The organism is Alteromonas sp. LOR (assembly GCF_000753865.1).
Taxonomy (GTDB): Bacteria; Pseudomonadota; Gammaproteobacteria; order Enterobacterales; family Alteromonadaceae; genus Alteromonas.
In genome coordinates, this window is record NZ_JQFW01000042.1 from 45,489 (window position 1) to 60,690 (window position 15,202).

13 protein-coding genes are annotated in these 15,202 nt (G+C 43.8%); 9 read left to right on the forward strand and 4 right to left on the reverse strand.

Annotation, left to right across the window (positions count from 1 at the left end; genetic code table 11):
* The first annotated feature begins 98 nt into the window (after positions 1 to 98).
* Positions 99 to 590 carry a GNAT family N-acetyltransferase gene (locus JV36_RS0113110; RefSeq protein WP_032096060.1) on the forward strand — a complete coding sequence of 164 codons (492 nt, stop codon included), beginning with the start codon at positions 99 to 101 and terminating at the stop codon, positions 588 to 590.
* Positions 591 to 674: 84 nt separating this feature from the next.
* On the opposite strand, the gene JV36_RS0113115 is transcribed toward JV36_RS0113110, so the two are convergent.
* Positions 675 to 1,286, reverse strand: a complete 612-nt coding sequence (locus JV36_RS0113115; RefSeq protein WP_032096059.1) for a TetR/AcrR family transcriptional regulator — start codon at positions 1,284 to 1,286, stop codon at positions 675 to 677.
* Positions 1,287 to 1,454: 168 nt separating this feature from the next.
* Here JV36_RS0113115 and JV36_RS0113120 point away from each other — a divergent pair, with 168 nt between their 5' ends.
* Together JV36_RS0113120 and JV36_RS0113125 are read left to right on the forward strand one after the other, a co-directional pair.
* On the forward strand, positions 1,455 to 2,528 hold the full coding sequence (locus JV36_RS0113120; RefSeq protein ID WP_235207844.1) for an efflux RND transporter periplasmic adaptor subunit: 1,074 nt from the start codon (positions 1,455 to 1,457) through the stop codon (positions 2,526 to 2,528).
* 3 nt (positions 2,529 to 2,531) lie between these two features.
* Positions 2,532 to 5,573: an efflux RND transporter permease subunit gene (locus JV36_RS0113125; RefSeq protein WP_032096057.1), complete on the forward strand. Its 3,042-nt coding sequence runs from the start codon at positions 2,532 to 2,534 to the stop codon at positions 5,571 to 5,573.
* Between the two features lie 127 nt (positions 5,574 to 5,700).
* On the opposite strand, the gene JV36_RS0113130 is transcribed toward JV36_RS0113125, so the two are convergent.
* The gene (locus JV36_RS0113130; protein ID WP_032096056.1) at positions 5,701 to 6,120 is read right to left on the reverse strand and encodes a CBS domain-containing protein; all 420 of its coding nucleotides are present in this window, start codon (positions 6,118 to 6,120) and stop codon (positions 5,701 to 5,703) included.
* Positions 6,121 to 6,449: 329 nt separating this feature from the next.
* Between JV36_RS0113130 and asd the strand changes: the two genes are divergently transcribed.
* The 3 genes from asd (at position 6,450) to JV36_RS0113145 (ending at position 8,837) form a co-directional block, all read left to right on the forward strand.
* Entirely contained in the window at positions 6,450 to 7,604 is a 1,155-nt protein-coding gene (gene asd / locus JV36_RS0113135; RefSeq protein ID WP_032096055.1) for an aspartate-semialdehyde dehydrogenase, read from the forward strand.
* A gap of 328 nt (positions 7,605 to 7,932) precedes the next feature.
* Entirely contained in the window at positions 7,933 to 8,220 is a 288-nt protein-coding gene (locus tag JV36_RS0113140) for a hypothetical protein (RefSeq protein WP_032096054.1), read from the forward strand.
* Between the two features lie 53 nt (positions 8,221 to 8,273).
* Positions 8,274 to 8,837, forward strand: coding sequence for a CBS domain-containing protein (locus tag JV36_RS0113145; protein WP_032096053.1), 564 nt, complete (start codon positions 8,274 to 8,276; stop codon positions 8,835 to 8,837).
* A 70-nt stretch (positions 8,838 to 8,907) separates the two neighbouring features.
* Here the strand turns inward: JV36_RS0113145 and JV36_RS0113150 are convergent, their stop codons facing one another.
* Positions 8,908 to 9,924 carry a 2-dehydropantoate 2-reductase gene (locus JV36_RS0113150; RefSeq protein ID WP_032096052.1) on the reverse strand — a complete coding sequence of 339 codons (1,017 nt, stop codon included), beginning with the start codon at positions 9,922 to 9,924 and terminating at the stop codon, positions 8,908 to 8,910.
* Between the two features lie 851 nt (positions 9,925 to 10,775).
* On the opposite strand from JV36_RS0113150, the gene JV36_RS0113160 reads away from it, so the two are divergent.
* Both JV36_RS0113160 and JV36_RS0113165 read left to right on the forward strand, forming a co-directional pair.
* Complete coding sequence (locus JV36_RS0113160) at positions 10,776 to 12,515, forward strand: protein adenylyltransferase SelO family protein (protein ID WP_032096051.1); 1,740 nt, start codon at positions 10,776 to 10,778, stop codon at positions 12,513 to 12,515.
* 424 nt (positions 12,516 to 12,939) lie between these two features.
* The gene (locus JV36_RS0113165) at positions 12,940 to 13,914 is read left to right on the forward strand and encodes a GGDEF domain-containing protein (RefSeq protein ID WP_032096050.1); all 975 of its coding nucleotides are present in this window, start codon (positions 12,940 to 12,942) and stop codon (positions 13,912 to 13,914) included.
* A gap of 40 nt (positions 13,915 to 13,954) precedes the next feature.
* On the opposite strand, the gene JV36_RS0113170 is transcribed toward JV36_RS0113165, so the two are convergent.
* Positions 13,955 to 14,335 (reverse strand): glutathione S-transferase N-terminal domain-containing protein, encoded by a 381-nt coding sequence (locus JV36_RS0113170; protein ID WP_032096049.1) that lies wholly within the window; start codon positions 14,333 to 14,335, stop codon positions 13,955 to 13,957.
* A gap of 279 nt (positions 14,336 to 14,614) precedes the next feature.
* On the opposite strand from JV36_RS0113170, the gene JV36_RS0113175 reads away from it, so the two are divergent.
* Complete coding sequence (locus JV36_RS0113175) at positions 14,615 to 15,052, forward strand: DUF1499 domain-containing protein (protein ID WP_032096048.1); 438 nt, start codon at positions 14,615 to 14,617, stop codon at positions 15,050 to 15,052.
* The last annotated feature ends 150 nt before the right edge of the window (positions 15,053 to 15,202 follow it).

The following is a 15,202-nucleotide window of genomic DNA, read 5'->3' on the forward strand; positions in this document are numbered from 1 at the left end:
AGCGCTGCATAAACGTTTAACATAGATAAAACGCCTTGAGCAAATGTCAGCCTTATTTTTAAGGCTGACATTTTTTATAGAGAAAATAAGGAATTGCCATGAGTAATGCGCTAAGTATTCGCCAAGCCACGCCGCAAGATATCCATCAAATTCGCCAGTTCATTCTAGAGCTTGCGATCTATGAAAAAGCTGAGCACGAAGTTGAAGCCTCAGAGGCTGACTTACACAACACCCTATTTGGTGATAAGGCCACAGCTCACTGCGTTATTTGTGAAAATGATGGTGCACCAATTGGTTTCGCCGTTTACTTCTTTAACTACTCTACGTGGCAAGGCAAAAACGGGCTTTATTTAGAAGACCTTTATGTTTCCCCACAATCTCGTGGGTTAGGTGCTGGTAAAGCCCTACTTCAGCACCTTGCGAATATTGCAGTAACATCAAATTGTGGTCGCTTTGAATGGAGCGTACTTGACTGGAACAAACCGGCTATCGATTTCTATGAATCACTAGGTGCGAAAGCGAAAAATGAATGGTTAGGCTATAGGATGGATGGCGAAACCTTAGTGAATTTTGCCAAAACGGGTCAATAAGGTGGTATCGAAGTCATTGCCTATTGCAGTAGGCAATGACTATTTATGGACTGCTTTGTATAAAACTAAATGTATCTGAGGAGCCTAGCTTGCGTATCTACACAGCACTAGTGCTGCAATATTCTTAGTAATTCGCCGCTTGTCGTCTTCATTTAATGTGTCTTCTATCTTAAACAGCTGCGGCCAAAAACACTGCCCTTTTATCAAGCTGTCTATTTCATTAACCACTTGCTCTAGGTCGTCAAACACCAGTCGACCATCGGCTTTTCCCGCTTTAAGCCAGCGATGTAACGACGACTCATGTGCTTTAAGTTGCGCAACTTCGTCTTTCAGCTTTTCTGGTTCGTAAAAGAAATGGCCTATGGCAACGCGGGCTAATTCTAAGTGACCCTCGCTACACATAAACGTGACTTCTTGAAAAATAAGCTCTTCTAACTGCCCGTTAAGCGGTAAATCACACTGATACTCAACGCCAATATTCACCAAAGCACTCTTCCATTGCTCTTTGATTAGATGCATCACCAATTCTTCTTTTTTCGAAAAATGGTTGTATACCGTTCGCTTCGACACCTGCGCTAGCTCGGCCAGTTTATCCATACTGGTGCCGTTAACCCCAAACTCTTGAAATGCTTGAGTCGCGGCTTGAATAATCGCTTCGCGTTTTTTATCGCTTCGCTTACGTGTAACGTCAGTCATTTAATATAGTCTTAATGAATATTGACGCCCATTTTACACTGAACAGTTTACTTTTCAATGTGACCGAACTAAAATGCACTCATCAGTTTACTTTATGAAGAAATCTTTGTTGTCGCATTCTGTTTCTTCTAGTCCCATTTACTTACTTGATATGGATTACAAAACACTATGTCCATGATGCGAATCTCTCGTACCGCTTTTGTTACCGCCCTCGCCTTTTTCACGCTTGCTGCGTGCACGTCTGAAAAAAGTGAAACATCAGAACCTGACTCACCACGCTACGTGAAGCTTGCCGATGTGAGTAATATTCCAAATTTTGATGAGTTTACGTTTCCGGCAGTGGTATCTGCTGTAAAAACGGTAGATTTGAGTTTTGAGGTTTCAGGGCGCCTAATTCAAACCGACCTAGTCACCGGCAACGATATTGAAAAAGGCAAACTGCTAGCGACTATAGATAGAAAGCCCTTTGAACGTCGCATGGAAGAATCCAAAACTCGCTTAGAACAATCTGAGCGTGAGCTTAACCGCATAGAAAAGATGTTTGCACAAAAACTAGTGGCTCAAAGCACATTAGATTCGGCAAAAACATCTTATGAGCTAGCAATGCTAGACCTTAGAAACGCAGAGCAAGACTTAAGCTACACACAGCTGTACGCGCCCTTTGATGCCAAGCTGTCTCAGCGACTGGTAGAGAATAATAGCTTTGTTGCAGCAGGTACGCCTATTGCTCGCCTTCAAGATGTGTCAAAAATATACTTTAATATTAATGTTCCTGAGCGTTTGCTTACCGCAAATTTAGGCCGTGGTATCAAGCAAGCTAGCGCCACACTTGCCACCAATAGAAGCCAATGGTATCCGGTTAGCTATGTTGAGCACTCTACTCAACCTGATCCGGTATCACAAACCTATGAAGTTGTTTTCGCCATGGAACCTCGGGATGAATTACCACTAACACCAGGCGCTCGCGCCATTGTTAAGGTAAGCCTGCAGGGCTCAATGTACCCAGAGGGCCTGGTAGTTCCGGTTAAGTCCTTGGTGGGTGATGAGAACAACGGGTTTGCAGTGTGGATTTTTGATAAAACCACCAGCCGCGTTAACAAGCAAACGGTGAACGTAAAGCATATTGAGAACGAGCTTGCCATCATCGAAGGCGATATTAGCCTGGGGCAGCGAGTTGTGTCTGCTGGTGCAACGAAAATGACTGCTGATATGAAAGTACTTCCCTATAAAGGAGAGAAGTAATTCATGGATATAGCACGCTTTTCAATTGATAAGCCGGTTAATGTCTGGCTAATGGTGGTGATACTGCTTTTAGGCGGCATTTTGGCAATGAGCAAAATAGGACGCCTAGAAGACCCTGCATTTACAATTAAACAGGTAAAAGTGTATACCGCTTATCCTGGTGCAAGTGCACAAAAAGTAGAAAGAGAAGTTACCGAGCGATTAGAAATCGCTATTCAGCAAATGCCTCAGCTGAAGAAAGTAAACTCGGTGTCATCGCCAGGGCTATCTGAAATTACCGTTGAAGTTAAAAGTACTTACGACAGTGATGTGCTGCCGCAAATATGGGACGAGCTAAGAAAGCGCATCCGGGATACGTCAAGCTCCCTTCCTACTGGCACTCAAGACCCCGTTGTATTTGATGACTTTGGCGATGTGTACGGTTTGTATTACGCCCTAAGTGCACCTGACTTCGACACCCGTGAGCTGCGCGAGTTTGCACGTATTATTCGCCGCGACCTTCTTACCACAGACGGCGTGGCCAAAGTGAATGTTACTGGTGTTCAAAACGAACAGATTGTTGCCTACATAGACCCCTATCAGCTTGCCGGTTTAGGTATCTCTTTCCCAGATTTAGCCTCTCTGTTTCAAGATAATCTGCGCCCGTTTAACGGCGGTCGGGTAAAAGTAGACGAAAAAAATGTACGCATTATTGTTGAGCGTGCTCCCGATAAACTAGAAGAAATATCTAACTTATCTGTGGTTATTCCAGGTACTAATCGCTCGTTACGTGTGGCAGATATTGCAACGCTTAAACTTGAACCTGCAGATATTCAGTCAGTATTGGTGCGTTACAATGGCGCCGAGGCATTAACGCTAAGCGTGTCAGCATTAGCAGACGTCAATATTGTCGATGTGGGCGAGCGTGTTAATGCCAAAGTGGACGAGCTATTAAAGCAACTACCAGTGGGAATTACCCTTACGCCTATTTACGATCAAGCCTCGGTGGTTGACGAATCGGTAGATGGCTTTATCACCAATCTTGTCATGTCGGTTGCCGTTGTAACTCTTACCTTGTGCCTGTTCATGGGCTGGCGCTCAGGCGTTGTGGTAGGCACCGTACTGCTCGTTACCGTGTTAGGTACAATTCTTATTATGTGGCTAATGGGTATTCAGCTTCAGCGTATATCGTTAGGCGCAATGGTTATTGCCATGGGTATGTTAGTTGATAACGCCATTGTGGTAGCAGAAGGCATGATGCTTAGAATGGCCACCGGCACAACGGCAAAAAGTGCAGCAAGCTTTATTGTGAAACGTACTCAATGGCCATTACTAGGGGCAACAGTAATAGGCATAGCCGCATTCTCAGGCATTGGTTTATCAAATGACGCCACCGGCGAATTCCTCTACTCACTGTTTGCCGTAGTACTCGTGTCGCTTATGATCAGTTGGGTGCTAGCCGTAACGCTAGTACCCGTGCTAGGTGCTTATTTTTATAGAAAAGGCATGTCTCAAGGTGAAAACGACAAGCCATCTGCCATGCTTAGTGCCTTTAAAGGCGCGCTACTAAAAGCGCTTAAATTTCGCTGGATAACCATAGCAGCCCTTGTGGTTATTACCGTTGTGGCTTACGGCAGCTTTGGTATGGTGAAACAAGGCTTTTTCCCTCCATCGAATGCGCCGTTGTTTTTTGTTCATTATTGGGGGCCGCAAGACCGCGACATTCGCGCTACTGAAGAGATAGCTCAGCAAGCTGAAAAGCGCATCCTTGGTATGGAGAATGTCACCGCGGTTACCACCTTTATAGGCCAAGGTGCAGATCGCTTTACTTTGACCTATGCCCCAAAAAGCGCTAACGAAAACTATGCATTTTTCATGGTACGGGCAAAGACACTCGATGCTATTCCCTCTATTCAAGAGAATCTTGCAGATAAACTTAACGACTTAGACTTTGATGCAAACTTTTATATGGAGCGCATGCAGTTTGGCCCTGGGTCGGGCGCAAAATTAGAGGCTCGCTTTTCAGGTCCTGATGCAGAAGTGTTAAGAGAATTGGCAGAGCAAGCAAAGGCGCTGTTCTTTGACGATGAGCAAATTATTGATGTTCGCCACAACTGGCGTGAGAAAGGCTTTGCTATTAATACCCAGTATGACAATTACAACGCGGGCATTGCGGGCGTCTCTCATTCTGACTTTAGCCAAACGGTGCAATATGCAAGTAGCGGCGTACAGCTTGGAACGGTGCAAGACGGCGACTACGCCTACAGTATTATGGCCAAAATGGGTAAGGCAGAAGACACTGAACTTCAGTCTATTCGCGAGTCACAGGTTTGGTCGTCACAGCAACGCCAATATGTACCATTCACACAGGTGTCAAAAGGTCTCGAACTCATTACCGAAGAAATGCGAATTCATCGACGAGATCGCCTTCGTACCATCACGGTTGAAGGTGAACCAGGTCCTGATGAAACCGCTGCAAAAGCATTCGAGAGAATACGTCCTGTGGTTGAGTCTATTGAATTGCCGCCAGGCTACCATCTTGAATGGGGTGGTGAATTTGAAAGCTCTGGCGATGCTCAAAAAGCGTTGGGCGCGGGGCTACCAGCAGGCTTTTTAGTGATGTTTATCATATCAGTGCTTCTATTTGGTCATGCTAGACAGCCGCTTATTATATGGCTAGTAGTACCCATGGCCGTCGTAGGTGTGGTTTCTGGCTTGCTAGCAACCGACATGCCCTTTGGCTTTATGTCATTGCTTGGCTTTTTAAGCTTGTTTGGCATGCTAATTAAAAATGCCATTGTATTGATTGAAGAGATTGACCTTCAAATTGAGGAAGGGCTAGCCATTAGAAAAGCCATTGTAGAAGCCACCTTAAGCCGTGTGAGACCCGTCGCATTAGCTGCTGTAACCACTATTTTAGGTATGGCGCCGCTGTTGTTCGACCCATTCTTTGCGGATATGGCGGTTACCATTATGGGTGGACTGTCTTTCGCAACCGTGCTAACGCTTATCGCTGTGCCTGTGCTTTACAGCCTGTTATTTAAGGTGAGCTACCGTAAATCTTAAGGGTTAAGTAACGCTAAGAGCGAAAGCGATATACAGTAATAAAGCGGCCAACGTCCCATTTAGTGGACTGGCCGCTTTTTTGTTTTTTGGTTGTTTAAAAACGTACTCTCCTCACCCTATCGCAGCGTTACCGCTTCGATTCAACACGCTGCTGCATAAAGCGCATCACATCGCGCCAAGACACCATACCTACCGGCTGGGACTTTTCATCGACAATGGGAATACAGGATATCTTGTTGCTATTGAATAGCTCAATAGCGGTGAAAATTGATGATTCTGGAGACAGAGTAATAACCTCGCGGGTCATTATCTGATGCGCCCTTTTGTCCAGCGTTGCTCTATCGGCCATTCGCTCACTAATAGTATCAACAAAGGGGCTAACGGCTTTCAATAAGTCTCTGTCTGAAATAATACCCTGTAGTGTGTTGTCATGCACAACCACCAAGTGATGAAAGCCCGTTGCAGTAAACAGTTCTCGCAAAGACTGTAAGCTGTCATCCATATAAACGCTTACCACGCGTTTAGACATAATATTTGCAACACTCATACTAAAAGGTCTCGTTTTTCTATTGAATTTAATTGAAGCGATAGAGTTTGAGCATAAAAAGTGATCCCGGCAAATGCAAGGGCAACTGTCAACAACGCAAAGCTCCACACAGCAAAGTCATAAATTATTAAAGTAATAAATCGAAATCATTATGTCTAAAAACCCACTAGCAAGAGCCCGCAATAACCCTTAGACTGCGAGCATAAAAATAAAAACGACAGGTAAACCGCAGTGTGCGCAAAGCATACTGCAACAAAGGCTTTCGTGGGTAATGTTACGCTACAGGAAAGCCCGTACTTATCATTTTAGCAACAAGGGTTCTCAATTCAATGGCACAACAAAAAGTAGGTTTAGTGGGCTGGCGCGGTATGGTTGGCTCAGTATTAATGCAGCGCATGCAAGAAGAAAACGATTTTGCGCATATTGAGCCCACCTTTTTTACCACCTCACAAAAGGGCACACCTGCCCCAGTTTTTGGTAACAATTCCGCGGGTGATGGCACTCAAAATGGAAATGGTGTTCTAGAAGACGCCTTCGATATTGATGCGCTTTGTCAGCAAGATATCATTATTACGTGTCAAGGCGGTGATTACACTAAAGCCGTTTACGATGATTTGCGCGCAACCGGATGGAATGGCTATTGGATAGATGCAGCGTCTGCACTTAGAATGAATGACGATGCTATTATCGTACTAGACCCCGTTAATAACAGTGAAATCACTTCTGGCATAGACGCTGGCGTTCGCACTTATGTGGGCGGCAACTGCACTGTCTCATTGATGTTATTAGCACTTGGCGGCCTGTTTGAAAAAGATTTAGTTGAATGGGCATCGCCTATGACTTATCAAGCTGCTTCGGGTTCTGGTGCTAAACATATGCGAGAGCTTATCTCGCAAATGGGCGCTATTTCTGACAACGTAAAAGCCAGCGTTGAAGACCCAGCAACCGCCATTTTAGATATCGACCAGCAAGTGGCAGAGTTTATTCGCAGCGACGATTACCCCAGTGAACAATTTGGCGTACCGCTAGCGGGCAGCCTTATTCCTTACATCGACTCTCAGTTACCGTCTGGGCAAAGTCGGGAAGAATGGAAGGCGCAAGCTGAAGCAAATAAAATATTAGGCATTAGCAACACTGAGCAAAAAGAAATACCTATCGACGGTATTTGCGTGCGTGTTGGTGCAATGCGTTGCCACAGTCAGGCCATTACCATTAAGCTTAAAAAAGACCTTCCTGTAGAGGAAATAGAAACAATTTTGGCATCACATAATGAGTGGGTAAAAGTTGTTCCTAATGATAGGGACGCTACTATGCAAGAGCTTACCCCTGCAAAAGTAACGGGTACATTAACCATACCTGTTGGTCGAATTCGTAAACTAACGATGGGGCCAGAATATATTTCCGCTTTCACCGTAGGCGACCAGCTCTTGTGGGGTGCCGCAGAGCCACTGCGCAGAATGCTGCGCATAGTACTTAAGAAGTAACATTGGAAAAATGATCTTAGAAAAATAGCACTGGAAAACAATCCATTGTGCCCTAAATACCAAGAAGGGCGATAATTATGCCAGTCGGAAAAATTGACTGGCATTTTTTCTTTTCAACGTCGCTTAAGTATCTTATGGGTCTTTTTACTAGGGAAAAGGTCCTCCTACTTGCTCCACAATGCGCCGTCACGAGCTCCCCTCCCCCGCAGGCGCCCAAGATACGATAGCTCGATGAAAAATTACGATAAAACGGCCTATTTCGAAAACAAAACATACCTATATTATAATTATGGAAAGGTCTCTAACCTTTTGAGCTGGAGTTTTACTTTTGAATTTATTATTGCTGCTTATAACGCTTTCACTATTTGTACCGGAAAATGGTACAGGTAACACGTCTAGCAATGATATTTCACAAATAAACTATAGCGAAACTGTTTCACCTTATTCGTCAGCAGAACAAGCAGGCGACTATGATGACATCGACGACACCTCTGTATTAAATTATACGTATATCGTCAGCATTCAACAAAATAACGCTAGTGCTTTTGCTTGTGTTTACAACGATGTTGCAAGCTGTCCGGCACATCTCATTAGAGCCCCACCCCAACGCAGTTAAACAAAACCGTTCGTCTCATTTTAAAATTTGTTTACTACATTAAGGGGAAGGTAATGCATACCTTACAACTTCATAAAACTGATGCAGCAGACCGTCTTGCATGGCCTGTAATTGAAAGCAAAGTAACTTTAACCTCATCTGCAATGTCGGTATTTACTGACTTTAAGCAATATATGCCGCTGGTAATTGATGAGAATGCATTAGCTACCAGAGTTGAAAATATAATGCGTCAATCACACGTTCGAATGATGTTAGTCGTTAATGCGAGTAACGCGTTTTCAGGCATTATTACGTCTGAAAACGTTCATGAACAGCATATTGTAAGGCAAGTTGCTGAATTACAAATACCGAGAGATAGCTTAGTGGTGCGTGATTTTATGCAAGATAAAACATCGCTGTTGTCATTTGATCATACTGAACTAGCAAAATCGTCGGTGGGTGACGTTATCGAAACGCTAAAAGATTACGGCCAACATCACTGCCTAGTGCTCGACAGAGGAACTCACGAAGTTCGGGGGGTAATCAGCGTCAGCGATATTGCTCGTAAACTGAAGGCTCCTCTTGATGTGCAAGACAAGCCAACCTTCTCACAACTCATTCGCGCCCTTGCGGCCTAATATTTGAGGAAAAACAGCGCATACAATCGATTTATGACTGTTGCGCTGTTTATCTTTCCTAAGACTGTCTTCATGCTGGCAATAATTCCGCTGCTGATAGATGTGGTGAGCCTGTAGCGCTCTGCTCAGCATGCTTTACCAAACCTGTAATATGGCTATTAACAGGTGTCTTTATATTTAAGTGTTTTCCTAAACGTACAATTTCCCCGTTTAGAAAATCGATTTCAGTTGGCCTGTTGAGTTCTAGGTCTTCATACATCGAAGAGCGTGCATGAGGATCTATTTTTAGCGTAGAGGCAGCAACCAACTTAAAGAGGCCGTTTGGGAGTGACAAAATATAGGGCATAAGAGATGGTATAACCTTACCCAATCGCGCTGGCGTAATCCCTTTAGCTTTAAGCACAGCCAACGCTTCTTTTTGTACTTCTGCGACTACTTTTCGATAATCTCTATTACCTAGCTGTTGCTGAAGTGGAATACCAGAAAGTGCGTTAACCGCATTATTAAGGTTAATAATTAACTTACCATACTGGACGCTAGTCAAATCACCATAAACATCAACGGGCAGTGTTGCATTGTGAAGCTGCGTGAGGAGTGCCTGGCAAACATCATCTTTATTTTCTATTGCTAAGCTGCCTTGAGTGCCACAGTGAAAATGCCCTTCACCTTGATAAAAAATATTAAAAGGCACCATCCCTTTCAGTACCGTTTGGTGCAGTGATGCTTGAAGCAACTCGCCATTGCCAACGCCGTTTTGAAAACTCACCACTACCGCAGTTGGGGAGGCATATCGCGTTATCAATGCCGCTGCACTCTCTGTGTCTAAGCTTTTAACGCACAGCAATATGAAGTCGGCTGCAGCAAGTACATCGTTATCTGTAGTGAAATGAATATCACTGGCACTCACCGTGCTATTTCGATGTTCCCAATCGGTTAATCGCAACCCGTGCTGCGCAATATCGTGTTGTAAGCGGGCTCTTCCCACCAGACTTACATTGGCCCCAGCAGCAATTAGACACCCGCCAATGTAGCACCCCACGCTGCCTGCGCCGAGTATGACTATTTTTGTTGATTTATTATTTGTCATTAGTTTCAAATCCAGTAGAGCATTAATTGGTTGGCGCTACGTAATCGGCACTTTTTGCTAGCCTGCTACGGCCTACTAATGCGACGAGCTACTAACTAATCATCTAAAACATCTTTTTTATCGGCCTAACCATGGATGCAGTCGCATAGCCCACCCTATTGTTCTGCAATATAAATCAGCAGTATGCCAACACATTAGATAGTTAGGTTGCTCTTAATCCATCAAAAAGTAAACACGCCAGGTGCCTGTTTATGTGTTTACTCTCCTTTGCAACCGACGAATGAATGAGCGCATTTTTTTGAGCGTAAAGTAAAAGAAAGCGAAACAAACAAAGTCGAAAAAAATGTACTTATACTTTGAAAGAGCAGAGGCATTTAACGCTAAATCGGCCTCACCAATAAAAGACATAGGGTTAATAGAAAACGAGAGGTTTAAATAACTAAGAACACTGTATTGAAGAAGTTTACTGCATAGTGTTACACCAAGGAGAAGAATGACTCCATCGAAAACTTTGTGAGCGAAAGATATGTTTTTCATAGCGCAGACCTAAAATGTATAAAACTCTGCCAGTAATAGCGACAAGTGAAACACGTTATTGTGATGCGTATGAGCTTAGTGCAAATGGCTGTTGATAAACTACTGTACCCCAGCCCTAAATTCGCACCGTTAGAGAGTATCGCTAATTATTACCGTTAAATGATGCTTTTATCGCAGAAGATATTTACCCGTTGCACTTTCAGATATCTACTCACGTATAGAGTACCGCGAGCTGAGTTTTGCACTACCGATGTGTCTTTCAATACATTTGTAGTAGCATGTCGTTCAAATCAAACGTTTTTAAAGAGGCGCCAATGTTAGATGATCAACAAGATAAAACTCAGCAACCTATTCAAACAGTGAGCGACCTTGCAAAACACCTTGATTACTCGTTTCTCAACAGCCTTGTTATGGATCCCGATGCCAGAGTCGATGGCAGTGAGCATAACCCAAGACAAGTATTCTCAGGCCATTATGTACCGGTAACGCCTACCCCAATAGCTAACCCGAAGTATGTCGCTCATAGCCACACCTTCTTTAAGGAATTGGGGTTTGATAATAGCCTGGCTCACACGCCTGAATTTATGCGCTTATTTTCTGGTGATATGTCTTCCCTCCCTGCTGAGATAAAGCCACATGGATGGGCTACCGGCTATGCACTGTCAATCTACGGCACTGAATATATTCAGCAATGTCCATTTTCAACGGGCAATGGGTATGGAGATGGGCGAGCCCTTTCTATATTGGAGACCGTGACTAACAAAAAGCGCTATGAAATGCAGTTAAAGGGCGCAGGAAGAACACCATATTGCCGAGGTGCCGACGGCAGGGCTGTGTTGCGCTCTAGCGTGAGAGAGTTTTTAGTACAAGAGCATATGCACGCACTAGGCGTTCCTACGTCTCGTTCCCTCAGCTTATTTATGTCTCAGTCGGAAACGGTGGACAGACCTTGGTATTTGGAGGGGTCGCACTCCCAAGACCCCGAAGTGATGGTGCCAAATCTCGTGGCCATATCAACCCGCGTTGCCCCCTCATTTATAAGAGTTGGTCAATTAGAGCTTTTCGGAAGAAGGGCGAGAAGCAATCAACACCCTTCGGCTTTGCAGGAGCTTAAACTGCTGGTTGAGCACTTAATTGAGCGTGAGTATAAGAGTGATATTAATACGAACCAGCCATTTGAAGCTCAGCTAGTCGCCCTTGCTACTGCGTTTCAAGACAGACTCACGTCGCTTGTGGCGCACTGGGTTCGAGTAGGCTATTGCCAAGGTAATTTCAACAGCGACAATTGCGCGGCGGGAGGTTATACACTGGACTACGGACCGTTTGGGTTTTGTGAACTGTTCGACCCAGCTTACCAACCATGGACGGGTGGAGGTCGACACTTCTCATTCCTCAATCAGCCCGTAGCAGCAGAAAAGAACTTCGGCATGTTTTGTCGTGCAATTGAGCCATTGCTTACCGACACGCCACAGGAACTAGAGGCACTGCGCAATATAAACGAAAATTTCGCCTCGGTTATGCAGCAAAAAATGAACACCATGTGGGCAGCAAAACTGGGGCTTGCTACTTATGATAATGAACTACTGCTTCAACTTTTACACTTAATGATGCGCACGGGGGCAGACTATAACCACTTTTTTAGAGAGCTATCTCACCTTCCTAGTGATGTTGAAGCGCTGACGACGAGTTTTTACGCACCACTAAAAGAGGATATGGTTGCTCAGTGGAATGAGTGGATTCAAAATTGGCGAGCCCAGCTAGAAAAGTCAGGTGAAAAGTCGTCTGAAGAGACAGGTAAAGAGTCAAATAATGTTGACGAATGCGCGAGAACAATGAAGCTTACCAACCCAAAATTTACGTGGCGTGAATGGTTCGTTGTGCCAGCGTATAAAGAGGCAGAAGGGGGTAACTTCGACCGCATTCACGCTTTGCAAAACATGCTCACTAAGCCATACGAAGAACAGTCAGAACATGCGCAACACCAGTATTACCGGTTGCGCCCCAGAGAGTTTTTTGGCGCTGGCGGCATTTCTCATTATAGCTGTTCTTCTTAGAAGAATAGCTGTTTGGGTAAAACAGACCTAAAGCACTTCAATCACTTAGGTTAAGGCATTAGTTCCAGGTCTTATTTTGAGAGTCTGGCTCAGCAGTCTGTATAACAATGTATTTTGAATCACGGCATATACGACAGCATAGCCAACAGCATCTCCAATCTTTACCAACAGTTTTTATAGTCAAACTACATAAACAGTTGTAAAGCCCAATTTGAGGGCTTCTTCCCTGGCCTTCCTTGCAGTGCTTCCTTGCCGGATTCTTAAGCAATAAACTTTACGCATCAAGTGTATGAACTACTATATAGGTGAGGAAAGCTCATTACTTGTCTGCACGTTGACGCCGTCGCACTGATAAATTTCACCGCTATAAACATTATCATTCTTTATTGATGACAGTGTGTAGTTTGAATAAAGGGAGAGTGTAGTGCTTGAAATAATTTTCAACGGTAGCTTTATGCCACACGGACACTGTCTATTGTGGCGTTGGGATTTACTGTTTCTACATGTAGCAGGTGATGCGCTCACTGCAACATCTTACGCATTGATCCCTATTGCGCTAATACATATTGTTCGTAAACGAGATGATTTAAAGTTTGACCGCCTTTTTTTACTCTTTGCTGGCTTTATCAGCTTTTGTGGCATTTCGCATTTGTTAGGGTTAGTAAATATCTGGCACGGGTATTACTTTATTGAGGGTCTGGCAAAGCTCACTACAGGAATAGTTTCAACGGTGACCGCGTTGGCACTGTGGAAGCTCACCCCTAACATTGTTGCGCTCCCCAGTGCCGCAACATTGGCACAGCGCAACGAGGAGCTATTAAATGCTCAGGAGGAACTTAAAGAGATTAACCTTACGTTAGAGGCAAAGATAGAAGAGCGCACTCGAGAGCTTCATATTCAGGCCAATACCGATCCCTTAACCTCTATTTTCAATAGACGAGCTATATTGCAACATTTGGAGAATGAAATTAGTCAGTGTGAACGTCATCATCTACTGTGTTCGGTACTTATGCTAGACGTAGATTATTTTAAAAAAATCAACGACACCTACGGACATCAGTTTGGTGATGATGTGCTAGTGATGATAGCCGATACCATTACACAAACATGTAGGCTGACTGATTATGTTGGCCGCTATGGCGGTGAAGAATTTCTCATTGTATTAACTCAAACGAATGGGGAACAAGCCAAAGAATTAGCCGAACGAATAAGAGAAAATGTTTCTGAATTATCAACGCTTTCGCCACTTTTGTTACAAAGTGAATGTGCCATAAGCTGCAGTATTGGTATTGCAACGCTCACAAAAGACCATAACATTCACGCTTTAATTAAACGTGCAGATGAAGCCGTGTATAACGCAAAACATGGGGGTAGAAACCGCGTGGCAACCTCAAAATAAAAAAACGCTGTCATCTCAGACAGCGTAATTAACAATTCGGTTATTTTGCTTCAACAAAACGCTCTTCTAAGTAACCAATAATTGCTTTAGAGTCATACATCCATTCAACGCCCTTTTCATTTTCGATGCGAAGGCATGGCGTTTGAATTTTTCCGCCGCCCTGTAACAACTCTTCTCTATGGGGCGAACCCTCTGATACATTTCGCTTTTGAATAGGTACATTGTATTTATACATTGCTCTGCGCGTTTTGATACAGAAAGGACAACCAAAGAATTGGTACAACGCTAATTTCTGACTTTCTTCAGCCACCTGCACTTGCTTTTCTGGCGAACGCTTTAGTTTTGTGCCGCGGGTAATAACATCGAAAAACGCAATGATGGCACCGAGTAAGTTGCGAATAAGGTTTATAAAGAGTTTCATTTTACAGCTCTACTAACGAATGATGAAAAGACAGCGTGATTGTACTACTTAGTGTCACCTGTTGATAATTAAGATCAGGAAATTTATTGTTGTGCGCAATACTAGAGCTCGTATTCTTAAAAAAATTTTTAATTTTTCTATATCGATACGCCGAGTTTGATGCATAGAAGACGAAACCCCTTACCTCAGTTATGGCCCTTTGATGAGCAAACAGCATATGCAGAGGAAAACTTGTGCTAATGTGTAGCATTAGGGCGTATTATTTATACAAAAAGAGAAATGATGAAAAAGCTGTATTTATTACTTTGTTCTTTAGCACTTGTAGGCTGCTCTGTTACTCCGCCAGAGCTGGGTATAAGCGGCGAATCGCTTAAAGACTGCCCTGCTACTCCTAACTGCATTAGCAGTATGAACAATGGCTCTGGCGATATGTCACCAATTTTATTCAACGGTTCAATGGCAAACGCAAAAGAAAAGTTGCTTAGCGTTATACATTCACTACCTCGAACCACCGTAGTTGAAGAACGAGATAATTACATAAGAGTAGAGTTCAGGTCGCAATTATTTGGCTTTGTTGATGATGTTGAGTTTTTACTATCACAAGCACAGAGTAATAAAACGAAAATTGACTTTAGGTCGGCATCACGGCTTGGGTTGTCGGATCTAGGTGTCAATAAAGCGCGAATGGAAAAGGTTACTGCGTTGTTTGTTAAGTAACCCCCTTTAATTATTGGCGTAACGCACTCTCTACAAGGAAGCTCCTCGGGCTGATAAATACCAATATCGGATGCACTGTAAAGCAATGCGCTCTTTTCCTTGGTGTGAAGCGCTAATCGCAGGGAACGCCTTTACATGAATGATTGATTA

Excerpts from the sequence above, each read along its gene's own strand:
- asd (WP_032096055.1), top strand. The coding sequence starts at position 6,450 with ATGGCACAACAAAAAGTAGGTTTAGTGGGCTGGCGCGGTATGGTTGGC.
- JV36_RS0113170 (WP_032096049.1), bottom strand. The coding sequence starts at position 14,335 with ATGAAACTCTTTATAAACCTTATTCGCAACTTACTCGGTGCCATCATT.
- JV36_RS0113115 (WP_032096059.1), bottom strand. The coding sequence starts at position 1,286 with ATGACTGACGTTACACGTAAGCGAAGCGATAAAAAACGCGAAGCGATT.
- JV36_RS0113130 (WP_032096056.1), bottom strand. The coding sequence starts at position 6,120 with ATGAGTGTTGCAAATATTATGTCTAAACGCGTGGTAAGCGTTTATATG.
- JV36_RS0113145 (WP_032096053.1), top strand. The coding sequence starts at position 8,274 with ATGCATACCTTACAACTTCATAAAACTGATGCAGCAGACCGTCTTGCA.
- JV36_RS0113150 (WP_032096052.1), bottom strand. The coding sequence starts at position 9,924 with ATGACAAATAATAAATCAACAAAAATAGTCATACTCGGCGCAGGCAGC.
- JV36_RS0113160 (WP_032096051.1), top strand. The coding sequence starts at position 10,776 with ATGTTAGATGATCAACAAGATAAAACTCAGCAACCTATTCAAACAGTG.
- JV36_RS0113125 (WP_032096057.1), top strand. The coding sequence starts at position 2,532 with ATGGATATAGCACGCTTTTCAATTGATAAGCCGGTTAATGTCTGGCTA.
- JV36_RS0113175 (WP_032096048.1), top strand. The coding sequence starts at position 14,615 with ATGATGAAAAAGCTGTATTTATTACTTTGTTCTTTAGCACTTGTAGGC.
- JV36_RS0113120 (WP_235207844.1), top strand. The coding sequence starts at position 1,455 with ATGTCCATGATGCGAATCTCTCGTACCGCTTTTGTTACCGCCCTCGCC.
- JV36_RS0113110 (WP_032096060.1), top strand. The coding sequence starts at position 99 with ATGAGTAATGCGCTAAGTATTCGCCAAGCCACGCCGCAAGATATCCAT.